Source organism: Vibrio sp. 10N.261.46.A3 (assembly GCF_041472995.1).
Taxonomy (GTDB): domain Bacteria; phylum Pseudomonadota; class Gammaproteobacteria; order Enterobacterales; family Vibrionaceae; genus Vibrio; species Vibrio coralliirubri.
This window is the reverse complement of the sequence record NZ_JBFRRH010000025.1, coordinates 1-14,559: the sequence shown is the minus strand read 5'-3', so window position 1 is coordinate 14,559 and position 14,559 is coordinate 1. Positions and strand designations below refer to the sequence as shown.

The window sequence follows — 14,559 nt, the reverse complement described above, 5'->3', positions numbered from 1 at the left end:
CTTAAGCTTTAAGTCCATTTTTGCTCAATAACATATTCAATGGAATTGCATCCGTAAATCGCGGAGCAAGTATCTTATCTTCTACGGCAATGGCATTCAGGTTGTAAGACGATCCAGAGTCAATTTGATGAAGACGAAGCTCCTCGATAGAACAATTAAAAGGGTTGTCCAAGTAGGGGAACTTAAATGAAAAGGTACGTGACAATATCGCTTTATCTATCGTATCAACGTTCTCACTGAAACTCATAAGTAGTGCGTCTTTCAAGAAGTGCTTTAACGCTCGGCACTCCCCTCTACACATAATAAACAAAGGATATAACACTTCATTTTTTGTAAGCACCGGCGGTTCATCAAAGCCCATTCTCGCACTCAAACCAGCGACAAATTTAGCAAAGTGCTTTTTTTGCTCCAAGTCAAAACTATAAGATGCCGTTCCACTCGAATGGCTGTTAGCTTTCAACAGCTTGAAATAGTTAATCTTTCGTCTCCAACTTAATCGTGAGTTCCATTGCGGCTCTGTCGCTATTACATCAGCATATGGCATACCAACCAGCACAAACGAGACTTTTGCTTCTTCACTTATATATTTGAACGTATTAGCAATAGCTTGCCTTTCTTCTGCTGTAGAAAACTCCACAAGCTCTTGAATTTCATTGACGATAATTAGCTCAACAGATTTACGTTTAAGTTGCTTTACAACAGCCTCACCAAGAGCAATTTCATTACGTCGTCGGGTACCTCTTCCACCTGACTTTCCATCTAAATCGACTAAAAACTGCGTAAGCGTGTTCTGTTCATTTATGCGGCTTGGAACTCTGGTGCTAAGAACAGGTTGTTTACTCCAAGTTGAACTAGGCGGGAAGCGTGATAGATAGTTGTTAATCAAAGCCGTCTTTCCACTTCCGGCCTCACCAGTTAACAAGAAAGACTCCGGTTCACCGCCAAGGGAGTGATTAAAACGAAGTTGATCGAAAATGGAGTAGATTTCAGTTATTGCAGGGTACTCGATAAAACTGGTTTCAAAGGATCTTAGCTGCTCAAACTGACTAGACGTTAAGTTCAAATTAATACCCCTCAATATCTTCAAAATCATCAGATAATTGCTCTGAGACATCGAACACTACCGTGGTTTCTTGTTTTACTGGAGTCGTATTGATTGAGCCTGGTCCGTCTGAGCCCACATCATTAAACTTTGCTAATTTCGAAGTATTGCCCGTTTTAGGCAAGCTAGCCTTATTACTTTTGGCACTGCGGAACCTATCGGTTTCTTCCTGAATACGTTTTTTCATATACAGAAATGTATCCGCAAGCGCCTCATCATCAGCAAGCTGCTTAGTGTTAAGCCTGCGTACTTTTTGTATGCGCTCGTGTTCAAAAAGCGACAGCCCTTTTGTATATCCGCTGTTGTCTACAGCTGGAACTTTTATGTACCTCTTTTCCGATTCTAGATAAACATGGATATAGCTGATATCAGATGGGTCTGTTTTGGTCCTAACAAACAGCTTTTTGCCATTGTTGGACGCCCAATATTTACGGTATTCAATAAGTTCTGAGGACTGATAGCGTAGGTTATGAAGCCTGATCCCTGCCACTCCAATGGTTCGGTGTCTAAGCAAACCTAGTTCAACTTTCAACTGCTCCTTCTCAGTACCACTGTAGTATGAGGGAATCCATTCCGATTGATTCCACTTGTGGTATGGAATGTCACGCTCTCTTGAATCAGGTGCCATATGGTAATAGTCGACAATCCACTTATGAAACAACTCAAGAAACACGGAAACTCTAACCACCGCATCCTTCTTTGGGTTGTAATCTTGTAGCTGAGTAGGATTGGTGAACGTTTTTCCAGGCAGTGCGTTCACTAACCCTTTGTTCATCTGATCAAACAGCTTTTCGATCCCTGACTTTCGCCAAGGTTTAGCAGCTTGGCTGTATTGGATATCAGACACTAGAGGTCGTAAAGAATCTTCTAAGCTTTGGCTCCAAAACTCGGCACCATTGTCGACAACTAAACAATCAATCTTACCGTGGCAAGGCCATTCATTATCAATAGATGGATATCTTTGCTTTACCCAACTCTTATCTAGTAGCGAGTTCAATAACGCCTTCCTGACAGAGTCAAAACTAGGCTCTCTAAAGTTGATACTGCACCCAACGATACATTTACTGAAGCGGTCATAAAGCATCGTCAAATAGGGTCGTCCCAAAGGAATATCTAACTCATCATCAATCAGAATAACTGGTACTGGGGTATGGTCAATTTCGACATATTCCATTGGTTTTGTCGCAGCTACTTGTTGGCCAACTGCTCGAAACTTTCGATTTGCAAATCGTTTACCAAACCTTGCAATCGCGACTTCATAAGGAGGTAGGGTATGTATTCGATTATAAAAAGAGCGTTCGGCAATTGGCTTGATTTTCCCTTCGACAATCTCTCGATTTATTTGAATCACTCGACTCTTATAGTATCGGTATGCTTCTGCGACACTTAGCCGTTCGCGAGTCAGGTATACGTTCTTAATCGCCTCATTAATCAAGGCTTGTGAATCCATTTCTCCTCGGCTGTTACCCTTATACGTATGCTTGGGTATGAGTGCCCATGGTTCTCTACCCGCTTCAAAGTAGGATTTTTTCCAAGTTGCTAAAGTTCTCCAACTCGGGGGAGTGAGCTGTAATTCTGATTCCACGAGACTTAAGAGAGGGTTCAAGTTTTTCTCGGTCCATCCGCCTTTTAAACGCTTCTCTACGAACGCGATGATTTTGATACGACGGATAACTTCTTGCTGTACCTTCGGTGATTGAGAATCAATAGTCGAAGAAATTTCAATAGGTTCTTGAATTAGCTCTATTGGAAGTTGCTGAGGTTCTCCTTCTGAAGCTTCAAATTCATCAAAGAACCCAAAAATGTTATTAGAGTCCGATGGCATAGTTAACACCAAACGTAAGTTTCGAGACCAAAGCCAATGCCGTTTAGGTCTGTTTTAACTTGCCCCGAAGAGATCCAAGGTAGAGTAGAAATAAGTGTGTCCTGCTCCGATAAACCGAAATACAAAGACACCTCTTGTAACTTCACCATTTGTTTACGTTGAATAAACGCCAACACTAACTTTTGAAACTCAGTCACGGTTCGCAATCCGGAGTAACGATGTAACAGCTTAAAGTTATCTAAAGTTGCTCCCATTCTAATTTGCTTTTCAGTAACCAAAACTAAGCGTCTGTTGAACTCATTCAACGCAACTCTTTGTTTCTCTTCAAATCTATTCCTGAAATCAGGTTTGAGAATCTGACTAGAGTGCTTTACTTCGAAGAGGGTTGACTGCTCGTTGTGATCTGTTACTAAAAAGTCTGGGGTATATCGGCACTTACGATTATTGAATTGATAGTGGAAGCCGAAAGGTTGAGAGGTAAAACTTTTAATGTTTGCGTTATATTCGAGGTGAAAGCAGAAATCGAACTCCAGAATGGAGAGAGTGCGAACAACCGCATCACTCTTCAAGCTCATGAACTTACAGATGTTGTGTACGTGAGATGATTTCTTGGTTTGGTCGAACATAGCAAAATCACTTTTGTTGTAAACCTACAACAAAAAAATAGACTATGAAGACTTATGGTGCAAATATGAAGAAAGCCTGCAATTTATGCGAACATATATTGCAGGCTTCATAAGGGGTGGGAACCCAGCCACATCCCGGCACACAAGTCACTCGCTGCGGCTGCTCCCTTCCAGGCCTGACCGAGTTCACGAGCTATTGTTGCGGGAGGACCAGGCCCCCATAGATTCGTTTTCTAAGAGGCTTGCCTCAAAGAGTGATTGGATTATTAAGCATCACAGCAACCATTGCAAGCCCTTCCACCCTATTTTTGAACAATTGCGGTCTAAGTGCTTATCCTTTATTCAAACCATTAGAAAATCGCAGGTAAATTCACCATTTACCCGCATTTGGAAGATTTGGATTGCTGGAGTGCTAGATATCGATGTCTTCGTTATCTTCTGTGCGAATGATGTAGTCTGTCATCCACGCGGTACCTAATAGACACAACCACACCACAAAGACAGGGCTCGGTACTTCGATGCTTGGAGTAATCACCAGAGCCGCAAAACCGACCGTTGGCAGTGTCCAACACAGTAGTTTATTCCAGCGGAAGGTTTTCAAGCGCGTCAGCGTTTCCATCGATGCCATGATGCCCGTTATACACAAGGCCACCAAAGCAGCATAAGGTAAATCGGCTATCCATAATGGAAGTATTAAGCCTAATGACCACCAGCTGTGTCGGCTGGCTGGCTTAAGATGATTTGCCGCCCACCAAATCACGATGATAGATAAGGTCTGAAGTGTGGTAACCCACGGGACGCCTTCAAGCTTGCCTGCTGATTGCGTGACCATGATCCCGACCTGCAAAGTAGTCACAATCAAGCCGGAAATAATCACGACCGACAAACTACTGCGTCTTGAGAAGACCACCATCAATAGCGGGAATAGTACCCACGCACTGACAGACAGCGTGATGGGCTGCAAAGGAAGGGTTAGACCATAAGTGGTCATGGAAACAAGCAAAGCTAATCCTGCTATGCCCCCCTGCGGTAAAATCCATAAGGCAGGAATGACCATTGCAAGCACCGGGATATCTCCCTCACTTAAACTGATTGCTCTCGCGCAAACAACCGCTAATAATGTGGTGATCAAGAACTGAAACGTTGTAAATACCATAGCCCTCTCCTTCTACCGATCCGTGGTATTAATGAACTAGGAACATTTAGTATGGACCAATTTTTGAGCCAAATCTTTGCTGTGATTCACCAAATTCCATATGGGAAAGTAACAACTTATGGAGACATAGCACGTTTTTCAGGATTTCCGGGCTATGCGCGCCATGTTGGTAAAGCGCTGGGTAACCTGCCAGAAGGTAGCAAACTGCCTTGGTATCGAGTGATAAACAGCAAGGGTGAAATATCTTTAAAGGGTGATTCGTTCGACCGACAAAAGCAGCATTTGGTTAAAGAAGGGATTGAGGTGAGTGATGCAGGAAAAGTTAAACTCAGAATATACAAATGGCAGCCCTAGAGCTGCCACTAATCGTAAATTCAACTGGCTAAGTTAAGCCTATCAATATGCCTTAACAGTGGCATCGATTTCTGATTAACGAACACCAACCAAACGCAGGTCTGCTTGCTGTGTATTTTCTACATCAGTAATTACTGACTTAATCGTATCAGTAGTGAAACGCAGTTTGCCGTCAACATGAATCGATGCGCGCATGTTGTAACGGTGGTTAGCTTTAATTTTGTCGTTGTCGTAGCTTAGCTCGAATGCGAACGGTACTTGCTTACCGTCTGTGGTGAACTCTTGAGTTGCGATAACCGTCGATGGTGCGTCAGCCAGTGAGATATCTTCTAGCGTAACGGTAACTACTGCATTCTCTGGCAATGCAATTCTTTCACGGTAGCTTACTGTTCCTGAAATCACTTGAGTGTTCTCTGCAACCACTTCTTGAGAAGCGTTCGTTTCTGATGTTGCTTGGCAACCAACAAGTAGGCCAAACGATACTAAAGACGTAATAAGAATTAGAGCCTTTTTCATATTCAATTTCTCTCAACATGTTTGCCGGACTCGGCAAATCTACTGACCAATTATAAGAGAGCTTTCATATTCTGTCTTGAAACCCTATGATTTATTGACAGATATCTGACTAAGCTAAATGATTAACACCATAATCTGACACCCATTTTACGAAGAGGAATGCTGGCGATGAGTCAACCTTTACAAGAATTACTAAGTTTACTTCAGCTAGAAAAACTGGAAGAAGGTTTATTCCGTGGGCAAAGTGAGAACCTAGGCCTACCACAGGTATACGGCGGTCAGGTATTGGGACAAGCGCTTTCCGCCGCTCGTTATACCGTTCAAGACGACCGTAGTGTTCACTCGTTCCACAGTTATTTTCTGTTTCCCGGCGATCCTGAAAAGCCAATCATTTACGATGTTGAGAACCTAAGAGATGGACGCAGCTTTAGCACGCGCCGTGTGAAAGCGATTCAAAATGGCCGCCCTATTTTCTATCTCACGGCTTCTTATCATGGCGATGCGCCAGGGTTTGAACACCAGATTTCAATGCCTGATATTCCTGGACCAGAGAACTTTGCCTCAGAAACTGAATTAGCGAGCCACATCGCGGAATTCTTACCAGAGAAACTGCGCAAAACCTTCTGTGGCGAAAAGCCGATTGAAATGCGTCCGGTAACGGTGGTAAACCCACTGAAACCTAAGAAGACGGAAGCGAAACAGTATCTCTGGGTAAGAGCGAATGGTGCGATGCCAGACAACCAATTGATCCACCAATACCTGCTTGCCTACGCATCGGATTGGGGATTCTTAGTGACTGCGCTTCACCCTCATGAAGTCTCTATCATGACGCCAAATTTTCAAGTGGCGACGATTGACCATTCAATCTGGTTCCACCGCCCATTCAAGATGGATGAATGGCTGCTTTATGCGATTGAAAGCCCAACGGCGGCGAACACTCGCGGCCTAGTGCGCGGCGAGATCTTCAACCAGAAAGGTGAGCTGGTAGCGACAGCAGTACAAGAAGGTGTGATGCGTTTTACTAAGTAGCGCTCAAATAAATAGCGAATAAACGCTTCTTACAAGTCCCAAATACGCACAAACAAAAAGAGGCTAGGTTCAATACCTAGCCTCTTTCTTTAATGACGCTTAAGACAACCCGTCACATAAAAATCAATAAAACCTACTCAACTTCTAATGTTGGCTCAAACTCGCTCTGAACTCGTGTTTTAATGCCATCACCTGCGTCACGCAGTAGGTTAAATGGCGATAACACTACGCCTTTCACCGCGCCCTCTGCGGCTCCCTGAGCGAGCTCTTTACTCTTATCCGCTAACAAGTTAGCTTGTGCCAAAATACCTGGAACTTCCGCTCGTAGCATTTCAGATTCAGTGACGATGACAGGAATAGTCTGTTCGCGGTAAGACTTACTTTCAGCGAGCATTGGTGGCATTACGTCTACGCGGTATCTCTTTAATTCCGTTAATGTTGGAGGAATAACATCGGTTCTTACCTGCTCGACTTCCGTTCGAACATTTTTGACTTCATCTAAAATCGCAGGGATTTTGTTGTCGACCGAGGCTATGGTTTGATTCACGTCATCGATCGTCTTTCTAACTTCTTCGACAGTGTTTAACACCTGAGGAGCAAGATCGCTGACATGTTCTGCAAGCGCTAATAGCTCTTCTACTTTGAGCCCTTTCGTGAGGCCCGATATGTCTTCGATAACTTGCGGATAAGTATCAACGATTTCACCGACTTTATTAGTCAATGAGTAGATGGTGTAACCCAAGTAAAAAATGGCGACCGCCAATACCAGCTGGATAGCGGTAGATACTTTTGCAAACATGAATAATCCTTTTCTTTGTCGCAGAGGCGAGATCTAAACTGAGAAGATATCTAAACTAAAGCGATAGTTAATCTATTACTAGGCGCAGCTTAAAGCGGCAATGCTGTCGTGTACTTCAATGGTTCCATCGCAAACGTCGAGGTCACATTAGAGATACCATCAATGCTATTCACCAAGCGCTTATAGAAATCATCAAAGCACTTCATGTCTTTAACCTGAACCTTCATCATATAATCATATTCGCCAGCCATACGATAGAACTCCATCACTTCTGGAAATTCCGACACAGTATTCACAAAACGACCATACCACTCATGAGAATGATTACTGGTTTTCACTAAAACGAACGCAGTAAAGGAAAGATCCAGTTTTTCTGGGTTCAACAGTGCGACTCTTTTCTCAATAATGCCGTTCTCTTCGAGGCGCTTAAGCCTTTTCCAACAAGGCGTTGTGGTGAGATTGACCGCTTCAGAAATATCGTTCAATGACAGGGTGCTGTCTTCTTGCAGTAACCCTAATATTTTTTTATCTACGGCATCTATCACACTTTCACCAAATCGCATTTAAAGAGAATAATTTTCTACAATTTAAGCAAAACAAAGCAAATATGGCAAAGTTTTTCTCTCGGATTATAGATAAATTAGAACCATACCAATTACAAAGAATTCCTACACTCGATCAGGAGAACGCTTATGTGCACTGACCATCAATGGATTAACAACGCGATTCGTAAAATTGAAGCGGACTACCAACGCTCAGCGGATACGCACCTTATCAAGCTCGATCTACCAAGTATCGAAGGCATTGATGTTTACCTTAAAGATGAAAGCACACACCCTACAGGCTCTTTAAAGCACCGTTTAGCGCGTTCTCTCTTCTTATACGCTATCTGTAACGGTTGGGTTGGTCCAGAAACAACAATCATTGAATCTTCATCGGGTAGCACTGCGGTATCTGAAGCGTACTTTGCTCGCCTACTTGGCCTACCGTTTATTGCGGTAATGCCAAAATGCACAGCGAAGAAGAAGATTGAGCAAATTGAATTCTACGGCGGCCAAGCGCATCTTGTTGACCGCTCAGATGAAATTTACGATGAGTCTCGCCGTTTAGCAGAAGAATTGAATGGTCACTACATGGATCAGTTTACTTACGCTGAGCGCGCAACCGACTGGCGTGGTAACAACAACATCGCGAACTCGATTTTCAATCAAATGCAGATGGAAGATCACCCAGTTCCGGCTTGGGTAGTAATGAGTCCAGGTACTGGCGGTACTTCAGCGACGATTGGCCGTTTCATTCGCTACCAACAGCATGAAACCAAGCTTTGTGTTGTCGACCCAGAGAACTCCGTATTCCACGAATACTTCCAAACCGGCAATGCGAACGTGAAAGGCAGTACATTCAGCAAGATTGAAGGCATTGGTCGCCCACGAGCAGAACCAAGCTTCATTCCTGGGGTGGTTGACGAAATGCGTAAAATTCCAGATGCAGCAAGTATCGCAACGACACATTGGTTATCTGACATTCTTGGCCGTAAGGTTGGCGCATCAACCGGTACTAACATGTACGGTGTGCTTCAGCTAGCCAGTGAAATGAAAGCACGTGGAGAAAAAGGTTCTATCGTGACTTTACTGTGTGACAGCGGTGAGCGTTACCTAGACACTTACTTCAATGACGAGTGGGTAAATCTGAATATTGGTGACCTACAACCTTATGCAGCCAAGCTAGAAGCTTTCTCGCAAACGGGTGAGTTGGCTTAAGTTCATATAAGCCGGTAGTTAGAAATAAAAAAGAGCCCTTGATGGGCTCTTTTTGTTTATTCATTCTATTAATCAGCCACTAACGAGAACAAATTACTCTGGCTTCTGCTTCGCTTCAAATGCCGCGAGTTGTTCAGGCGTCGCTTTTGGTTGATGGTTTTGTTTCCACTCATCGTAAGTCATGCCGTATACACGCTCACGAGCGTCATCGATATCCAAGTCTAGGCCTTGTTGCTCGGCTTCCGCTTTATACCACTTGCTGAAACAGTTACGGCAGAAGCCCGCCAAGATCATAAGGTCGATGTTCTGCACATCTTTATTGTTATCTAGGTGTGCTAACAGGCGACGAAAGGTTGCTGCATCCAGCTTATCTTGTTCTTCTTGAGAAAGATCTTTGTATTTAAATTCAGCCACTTTACTTTCCTTTATTCGATTTATTGTATTAATTCGTTGAGCTCTGTTTGTTATACAAAAAAAGCCTGCAATTCGCTAGGAGCAAACGCAGGCTTTTCAATATTGTTACACTATTCCGTGTTCATTAATCGTGCGTGTTCATTAACCGTGACTGGTTCTTCCCACGTTGTCATGGCTAAGCTCTTTATTAAGCTCCGCTTCCACGTGACCCGGAGAGCGTGTTGAGCCAGAAATCAGTCGGTACATCGCAGGGATAACGAACAGAGTGACCAGTGTCGCAAAGCCCATACCGAAGAAGATAACCGTACCCACAGCCACTCGGCTTTCATAGCCTGCGCCCGTTGAAGTAATCAATGGGATTGCACCGGCTAGTGTCGTGAATGCCGTCATCATGATTGGACGTAAGCGTCGAGCCGAAGCATCAATGATCGCCTTTTCAAACTCGATACCACGGTCACGAAGTTGGTTAGCAAACTCAACGATCAAGATACCGTTTTTGGTTACCATACCGATCAACATGATCATACCAATCTGGCTGTAGACGTTGAGCCCTTGACTCATCAGCACCAAGCCTAAGAAGCCACCAAAGATACCCATAGGTACGGTGAACATCACCACCAGCGGGTTAATGAAGCTTTCAAACTGCGCGGCCAGTACCAAGTATGCGACCAGCATCGCTAGCGCAAATACCACTAGGATACTTGATTGGTTCTCTTTGAAGTCTTTTGACTCGCCAGAGTAGCTCACTGAAATATCACCGGGTAGCTGTTCAATCGCTTGTTCATCAAGGAAATCGAGCGCGTCACCTAGCGTGTAACCTTCCATTAGGTTCGCCTTGATGGTCACCGATTTCTGCTTGTTGTAGTGCGACAAACGAATCGATGAAGCCACTTCTTCAATGTGCGTCAGCGTATCGAGTGTAACCAGCTCACCAGACTGGGTTCGCATGTAGATTTGGCTTAGGTCGTTCGCGTTGTTGAAGCTGTTTTCATCACCACGCAGGTACACGTCGTACTCTTCACCACGGTCAACGAAGGTCGTTTCACTGCGACCGCCAAGCATGATTTCTAACGTATCTGAGATGTCTGAAACGCTAACACCTAGCTCTGCTGCACGCTGCTTATCTACGGTTACCAATAGCTCTGGTGTCTTCTCAGAGTAATCGATGTCCGCGCCTTCCATCATTGGAGAGTCTTCAGCGGCTTGCTTTAAGATCTCTGCCCACTTCTGCAGTTCAGAGTAATCAGAACCGCCAAGTACGAATTGAACAGGCTCACTTGAACCACCTTTGAAGCCCGGCATGAACGGGAATACACGCACATCTGGAATGCCGTTCAACGATTTACGAACTTCGTTCAACGCTTCTTGTGCGGTAACGTCACGCTCATCCCAATCTTCTAGGATCATGATTACGAAGCCCGTTTGGTCGCCCGCATTACCACCAAACGCTGGTGATTGAATACTGAATGACTTCAAGAAGCCTTGACCAAGCAAGGGCATTAAGCGCTCTTCAACGATGTCCATGTTGGCAGACATACGGTTGTAACTGGTTGCATCGGCACCACGAACAAACGCAAAGATAACACCACGGTCTTCTTGTGGCGTCAGTTGCGACGGCACTTGTTGCATCAAGCCATAACTACCGCCCATACACGCGATAATGATGATTGGAGCCGCCCAACGCCAGTTTAGAGCACGGCGCAATACCGATCGGTATCCAGATTCAAGTTTGCCAAATACGCGCTCGACAAACAAATTGAAACGGTTTGGTTTAACGTTCGCTTTTAGGATTTTACTGCTTAACACTGGCGTTAACGTTAATGCGACTAACGACGAGAAGATCACCGACATAGCAAGCAATACAGAGAACTCGGTAAACAACAGACCAACCATGCCGTCCATGAACGAGATTGGCAGGAATACCATTACCAATACAAGCGTTGTTGCGATTACCGCGAAGCCTACTTCACGAGTACCTTTATAGGCAGCAAGCAGCGGTGACTCACCACGTTCAATATGGTGGAAAATGTTCTCAACCACCACGATCGCATCATCGACCACCAAACCAATCGACAGGATAAGTGCCATCAAGGTAATCAGGTTAATAGAGAAACCGAAGTAGTACGCGGCAATAAACGACGAGATCAGAGATACAGGTACGGTTACCGCTGGAATAAGTGTTGCACGTGCTTGACCAATAAAGATGTAAAGCACAAGGATAACCAAGCCACCCGTGATAAAGAGTGTGCTGTATACCTCTGAGATTGAGCGGTCGATAAAGACTGTTGAGTCATAATCGACAGCTAAACGAGTACCATCTGGCAAGAACTTTTGAATTGCTTCGACTTCTTTATGAACTAAGTCAGCCACCTCAAGTGGGTTCGCATCTGACTGAGGCACAATACCCATACTTACGTTAACAACGCCGTCACTCTTAAAGGTCGAGTTCTCGTTTTCTGCGCCAATGTAAACATCCGCTACGTCTTTCAAGTAGATAGGTGTGTTATCAGAGGCACGTTTAACGACTAGGTATTCGAAGTCTTCCGCTTCAGTGTAAGAACGAGCAGTACGAACCGACATCACAATCGCATCGTTACGTACTTCACCACCAGGGCTTTCAATGTTCTCACTGTTCAACGCAGATGTGATGTCCGAGGTAGTCACGCCACGACCCGCCATCTGCGCAGGTTTCAGCTTGACGTACATTACTTTGTACAAGCCACCTGAGATATCCACTGAGCTCACGCCAGAAATCAAACTAAAGCGGTCAATCAACACACGTTCGGTGTAGTCGGTTAACTGCGTTCGGTCCATCTCTGTAGAACTTAAGTTGATGTAAACCGAAGCTTCACCACTACCATTGTTCTTGTAAACAATAGGGTCGTCGGCTTCATCTGGCAATGAACGCTGCGCTCGAGCTACCGCATCACGAACATCACTCACACCGGTATTGAGGTCGTAACCGAGCTCAAAAGTAATCGTGATACGCGACATACCGTTACGCGTTGTGGATTCGATCTCATCGATACCACTGATGCCGGATAACTGGTCTTCAAGATTGGAGGTTATTTGGCTTTCAATGATGGTGGCAGACGCACCCTCATAACGAGTACTGATCGATACTACCGGGCTTTCAATATCTGGCATCTCACGAACCGCGAGCTTATTGAAAGAGACAATACCAAACACAACCAATAGTAGGCTCAATACGACGGCCGCTACTGGTCTCTTTACAGAAACATCAGATAACAACATTAGTTAGCGCCTTCTTGTGCTTTTTTATCACTTGCTGCATCAGCTGGGCGATTAACGGCAAGCTCTTGAACCAAGACGCCGTCACGCATGTTCACGATACCTTGCACCACGATCTTCTGGCCAATTTCGATGCCTTTGTCGATCACGACTTCGTTATCAATACGAGCCCCAAGGAAAACTTCAGTGCGAGTTGCTTTATTATCTTCGTCGATAACATAAACGAAACGCTTCGTACCTGAATACTCAAGCGCTTGAACTGGAATGATTGGCGCTTCCACTGGTGGGAAGTCCATATCCGCTGCCACCAACATGCCTGGCTTTAGATAATCATTATTGTTATCGAAGTGGATTCGAACTCGAAGGTTCAAGGTTTCAGCGTTAATACGAGAATCAATGCCTACTACAGTACCAGTGAACTGAGTGTCGCCCCATGCGCTGGTGCGAGCCGTTACTTTCATACCTTTAGACAGTTTAGAAAGGTAGCGCTCCGGGATCTGCAAATCTAATTGCATTACCGATAGGTCGTCTAGGGTCACGAGTTCAGTACCGGCTGTAACCATTTTACCGCGGCTAAAGTCGATAAAACCAACAGTGCCCGAGAATGGCGCGCTGATGTGAAGATCTTTCAGATTGGCATTTGCAGCAGCTAAACGAGCATTGGCGATCTCTACGTTCGTTTTCTGAGCGTCAATTTCAGTTTGCGTGATCGCGTTACGTTTCACTAGGCGTTGAAATTCCGCTAACTTACGTTGCTCGTCTTTTAGATAAGCTTGCGCTTCTGCAACCGCCGCTTTCGCTTTGTCGTCATCAAGCTGAACCAACATCTGCCCTTTAGTGACATCTTGATTGGCTTTAATGTTGATAGAGTCCACTCTGCCAGCCACTTCAGAAGTGATCATTACTGATTGCTCGGCTTCTAACTTACCGACCAACGAAAGAGATTGGCTAACTTGGTGAGTATCAACCTGCTCAGTAACAACAGTGACAGTGCTAGGGCCCATACGCTTAGCAAGTACGGCTGGAGACGCCATAAGAATAGACAAGCTAAGCAGGGTTAAAACAGATTTATGCTTCATAATAATGGTCTGCAAGTAAGATTTATTATCTATAAATGAAATTAACCGTATTCTATCAACTAATGAATACTGTAACGTCAAGAAGTGTAAATCTAGATTAAATTCCATTTACGTTTCATCACGCTTTAGACACATTGAACACAATACAGAAAGCCAATCACCTCAAGGTGTTACCCCTCAGTACGTAAACCTTAGTACAGATGTTCACTTCACGAGCAATATGCGTACTTTTCGCCATCTTTGCCCAAAAAGGCAGCATTTAACACAAAACCATAAGAAAAACCCTTTACACGTTTAGCGTGTTTGCTATGATGCGCTCCGCACTTGAGAGATGCGTTGGGAAAAACATCTCTTTAGCCTATCCATTATGAGTTAGGAAAAAACACCCTGGAGGGGTTCCCGAGTGGCCAAAGGGAGCAGACTGTAAATCTGCCGGCACTGCCTTCGATGGTTCGAATCCGTCTCCCTCCACCATATTCTTCTTACCTCTTTTAAGAGTTAAGAGAACAACCTGATTGATGGGCTTATGGGAAAACATCAATTTAGGCTTACTTTGTGAAGAGTAAGACACACCCTGGAGGGGTTCCCGAGTGGCCAAAGGGAGCAGACTGTAAATCTGCCGGCACTGCCTTCGATGGTTCGAATCC

General features: G+C 44.6%; 13 protein-coding genes, 1 tRNA gene and 1 other RNA gene. 4 read left to right on the top strand and 11 right to left on the bottom strand.

The features are described from left to right. Position 1: 1 nt before the first annotated feature. From AB4484_RS06285 to AB4484_RS06265, 5 genes are all read right to left on the bottom strand, one after another. Positions 2 to 1,114, bottom strand: a complete 1,113-nt coding sequence (locus AB4484_RS06285) for a TniB family NTP-binding protein (RefSeq protein WP_372077066.1) — start codon at positions 1,112 to 1,114, stop codon at positions 2 to 4. Beyond that, the gene (locus AB4484_RS06280) at positions 1,065 to 2,927 is read right to left on the bottom strand and encodes a Mu transposase C-terminal domain-containing protein (RefSeq protein ID WP_372077199.1); all 1,863 of its coding nucleotides are present in this window, start codon (positions 2,925 to 2,927) and stop codon (positions 1,065 to 1,067) included. The genes AB4484_RS06285 and AB4484_RS06280 overlap by 50 nt, the downstream gene beginning before the upstream one ends. A 2-nt stretch (positions 2,928 to 2,929) precedes the next feature. After that, entirely contained in the window at positions 2,930 to 3,553 is a 624-nt protein-coding gene (locus tag AB4484_RS06275; protein WP_372077064.1) for a Tn7 transposase TnsA N-terminal domain-containing protein, read from the bottom strand. Positions 3,554 to 3,672: 119 nt separating this feature from the next. Further along, positions 3,673 to 3,769, bottom strand: an RNA gene (gene ffs, locus AB4484_RS06270) — signal recognition particle sRNA small type. 196 nt (positions 3,770 to 3,965) lie between these two features. Continuing rightward, the gene (locus AB4484_RS06265) at positions 3,966 to 4,709 is read right to left on the bottom strand and encodes a hypothetical protein (RefSeq protein WP_017058953.1); all 744 of its coding nucleotides are present in this window, start codon (positions 4,707 to 4,709) and stop codon (positions 3,966 to 3,968) included. Positions 4,710 to 4,760: 51 nt separating this feature from the next. Between AB4484_RS06265 and AB4484_RS06260 the strand changes: the two genes are divergently transcribed. Next, the gene (locus tag AB4484_RS06260; RefSeq protein ID WP_050622134.1) at positions 4,761 to 5,063 is read left to right on the top strand and encodes an MGMT family protein; all 303 of its coding nucleotides are present in this window, start codon (positions 4,761 to 4,763) and stop codon (positions 5,061 to 5,063) included. Between the two features lie 75 nt (positions 5,064 to 5,138). Here AB4484_RS06260 and AB4484_RS06255 read toward each other — a convergent pair whose 3' ends face one another. Next, on the bottom strand, positions 5,139 to 5,579 hold the full coding sequence (locus AB4484_RS06255) for a YbaY family lipoprotein (protein WP_048609270.1): 441 nt from the start codon (positions 5,577 to 5,579) through the stop codon (positions 5,139 to 5,141). 168 nt (positions 5,580 to 5,747) lie between these two features. Here AB4484_RS06255 and tesB point away from each other — a divergent pair, with 168 nt between their 5' ends. Beyond that, positions 5,748 to 6,608: an acyl-CoA thioesterase II gene (gene tesB / locus AB4484_RS06250; RefSeq protein ID WP_029224039.1), complete on the top strand. Its 861-nt coding sequence runs from the start codon at positions 5,748 to 5,750 to the stop codon at positions 6,606 to 6,608. A gap of 133 nt (positions 6,609 to 6,741) precedes the next feature. Here tesB and AB4484_RS06245 read toward each other — a convergent pair whose 3' ends face one another. Then, positions 6,742 to 7,407, bottom strand: a complete 666-nt coding sequence (locus AB4484_RS06245; RefSeq protein WP_372077060.1) for a hypothetical protein — start codon at positions 7,405 to 7,407, stop codon at positions 6,742 to 6,744. 89 nt (positions 7,408 to 7,496) lie between these two features. Beyond that, positions 7,497 to 7,970 carry an Lrp/AsnC family transcriptional regulator gene (locus AB4484_RS06240; RefSeq protein WP_050634810.1) on the bottom strand — a complete coding sequence of 158 codons (474 nt, stop codon included), beginning with the start codon at positions 7,968 to 7,970 and terminating at the stop codon, positions 7,497 to 7,499. Positions 7,971 to 8,099: 129 nt separating this feature from the next. Between AB4484_RS06240 and AB4484_RS06235 the strand changes: the two genes are divergently transcribed. Beyond that, a complete protein-coding gene (locus AB4484_RS06235) occupies positions 8,100 to 9,167 on the top strand; it encodes a PLP-dependent cysteine synthase family protein (protein WP_017064069.1) in 1,068 nt (355 codons plus the stop codon). Between the two features lie 93 nt (positions 9,168 to 9,260). Here AB4484_RS06235 and AB4484_RS06230 read toward each other — a convergent pair whose 3' ends face one another. The 3 genes from AB4484_RS06230 to AB4484_RS06220 all read right to left on the bottom strand — a co-directional run bounded on the left by AB4484_RS06230 (position 9,261) and on the right by AB4484_RS06220 (position 13,912). Further along, a complete protein-coding gene (locus AB4484_RS06230; protein ID WP_004736423.1) occupies positions 9,261 to 9,581 on the bottom strand; it encodes a DUF1244 domain-containing protein in 321 nt (106 codons plus the stop codon). Between the two features lie 141 nt (positions 9,582 to 9,722). Next, complete coding sequence (vexH, locus tag AB4484_RS06225; RefSeq protein WP_372077057.1) at positions 9,723 to 12,836, bottom strand: vibriobactin export RND transporter permease subunit VexH; 3,114 nt, start codon at positions 12,834 to 12,836, stop codon at positions 9,723 to 9,725. Next, positions 12,836 to 13,912: an efflux RND transporter periplasmic adaptor subunit gene (locus AB4484_RS06220; protein ID WP_372077055.1), complete on the bottom strand. Its 1,077-nt coding sequence runs from the start codon at positions 13,910 to 13,912 to the stop codon at positions 12,836 to 12,838. The genes vexH and AB4484_RS06220 overlap by 1 nt, the downstream gene beginning before the upstream one ends. Positions 13,913 to 14,301: 389 nt before the next feature. Between AB4484_RS06220 and AB4484_RS06215 the strand changes: the two genes are divergently transcribed. Continuing rightward, a tRNA-Tyr gene (locus AB4484_RS06215) sits at positions 14,302 to 14,386 on the top strand. The last annotated feature ends 173 nt before the right edge of the window (positions 14,387 to 14,559 follow it).

Excerpts from the sequence above, each read along its gene's own strand:
- AB4484_RS06285 (WP_372077066.1), bottom strand. The coding sequence starts at position 1,114 with ATGTCTCAGAGCAATTATCTGATGATTTTGAAGATATTGAGGGGTATT.
- AB4484_RS06220 (WP_372077055.1), bottom strand. The coding sequence starts at position 13,912 with ATGAAGCATAAATCTGTTTTAACCCTGCTTAGCTTGTCTATTCTTATG.
- AB4484_RS06255 (WP_048609270.1), bottom strand. The coding sequence starts at position 5,579 with ATGAAAAAGGCTCTAATTCTTATTACGTCTTTAGTATCGTTTGGCCTA.
- AB4484_RS06260 (WP_050622134.1), top strand. The coding sequence starts at position 4,761 with ATGGACCAATTTTTGAGCCAAATCTTTGCTGTGATTCACCAAATTCCA.
- vexH (WP_372077057.1), bottom strand. The coding sequence starts at position 12,836 with ATGTTGTTATCTGATGTTTCTGTAAAGAGACCAGTAGCGGCCGTCGTA.
- AB4484_RS06280 (WP_372077199.1), bottom strand. The coding sequence starts at position 2,927 with ATGCCATCGGACTCTAATAACATTTTTGGGTTCTTTGATGAATTTGAA.
- AB4484_RS06240 (WP_050634810.1), bottom strand. The coding sequence starts at position 7,970 with ATGCGATTTGGTGAAAGTGTGATAGATGCCGTAGATAAAAAAATATTA.
- AB4484_RS06245 (WP_372077060.1), bottom strand. The coding sequence starts at position 7,407 with ATGTTTGCAAAAGTATCTACCGCTATCCAGCTGGTATTGGCGGTCGCC.
- AB4484_RS06235 (WP_017064069.1), top strand. The coding sequence starts at position 8,100 with ATGTGCACTGACCATCAATGGATTAACAACGCGATTCGTAAAATTGAA.
- AB4484_RS06265 (WP_017058953.1), bottom strand. The coding sequence starts at position 4,709 with ATGGTATTTACAACGTTTCAGTTCTTGATCACCACATTATTAGCGGTT.
- tesB (WP_029224039.1), top strand. The coding sequence starts at position 5,748 with ATGAGTCAACCTTTACAAGAATTACTAAGTTTACTTCAGCTAGAAAAA.
- AB4484_RS06275 (WP_372077064.1), bottom strand. The coding sequence starts at position 3,553 with ATGTTCGACCAAACCAAGAAATCATCTCACGTACACAACATCTGTAAG.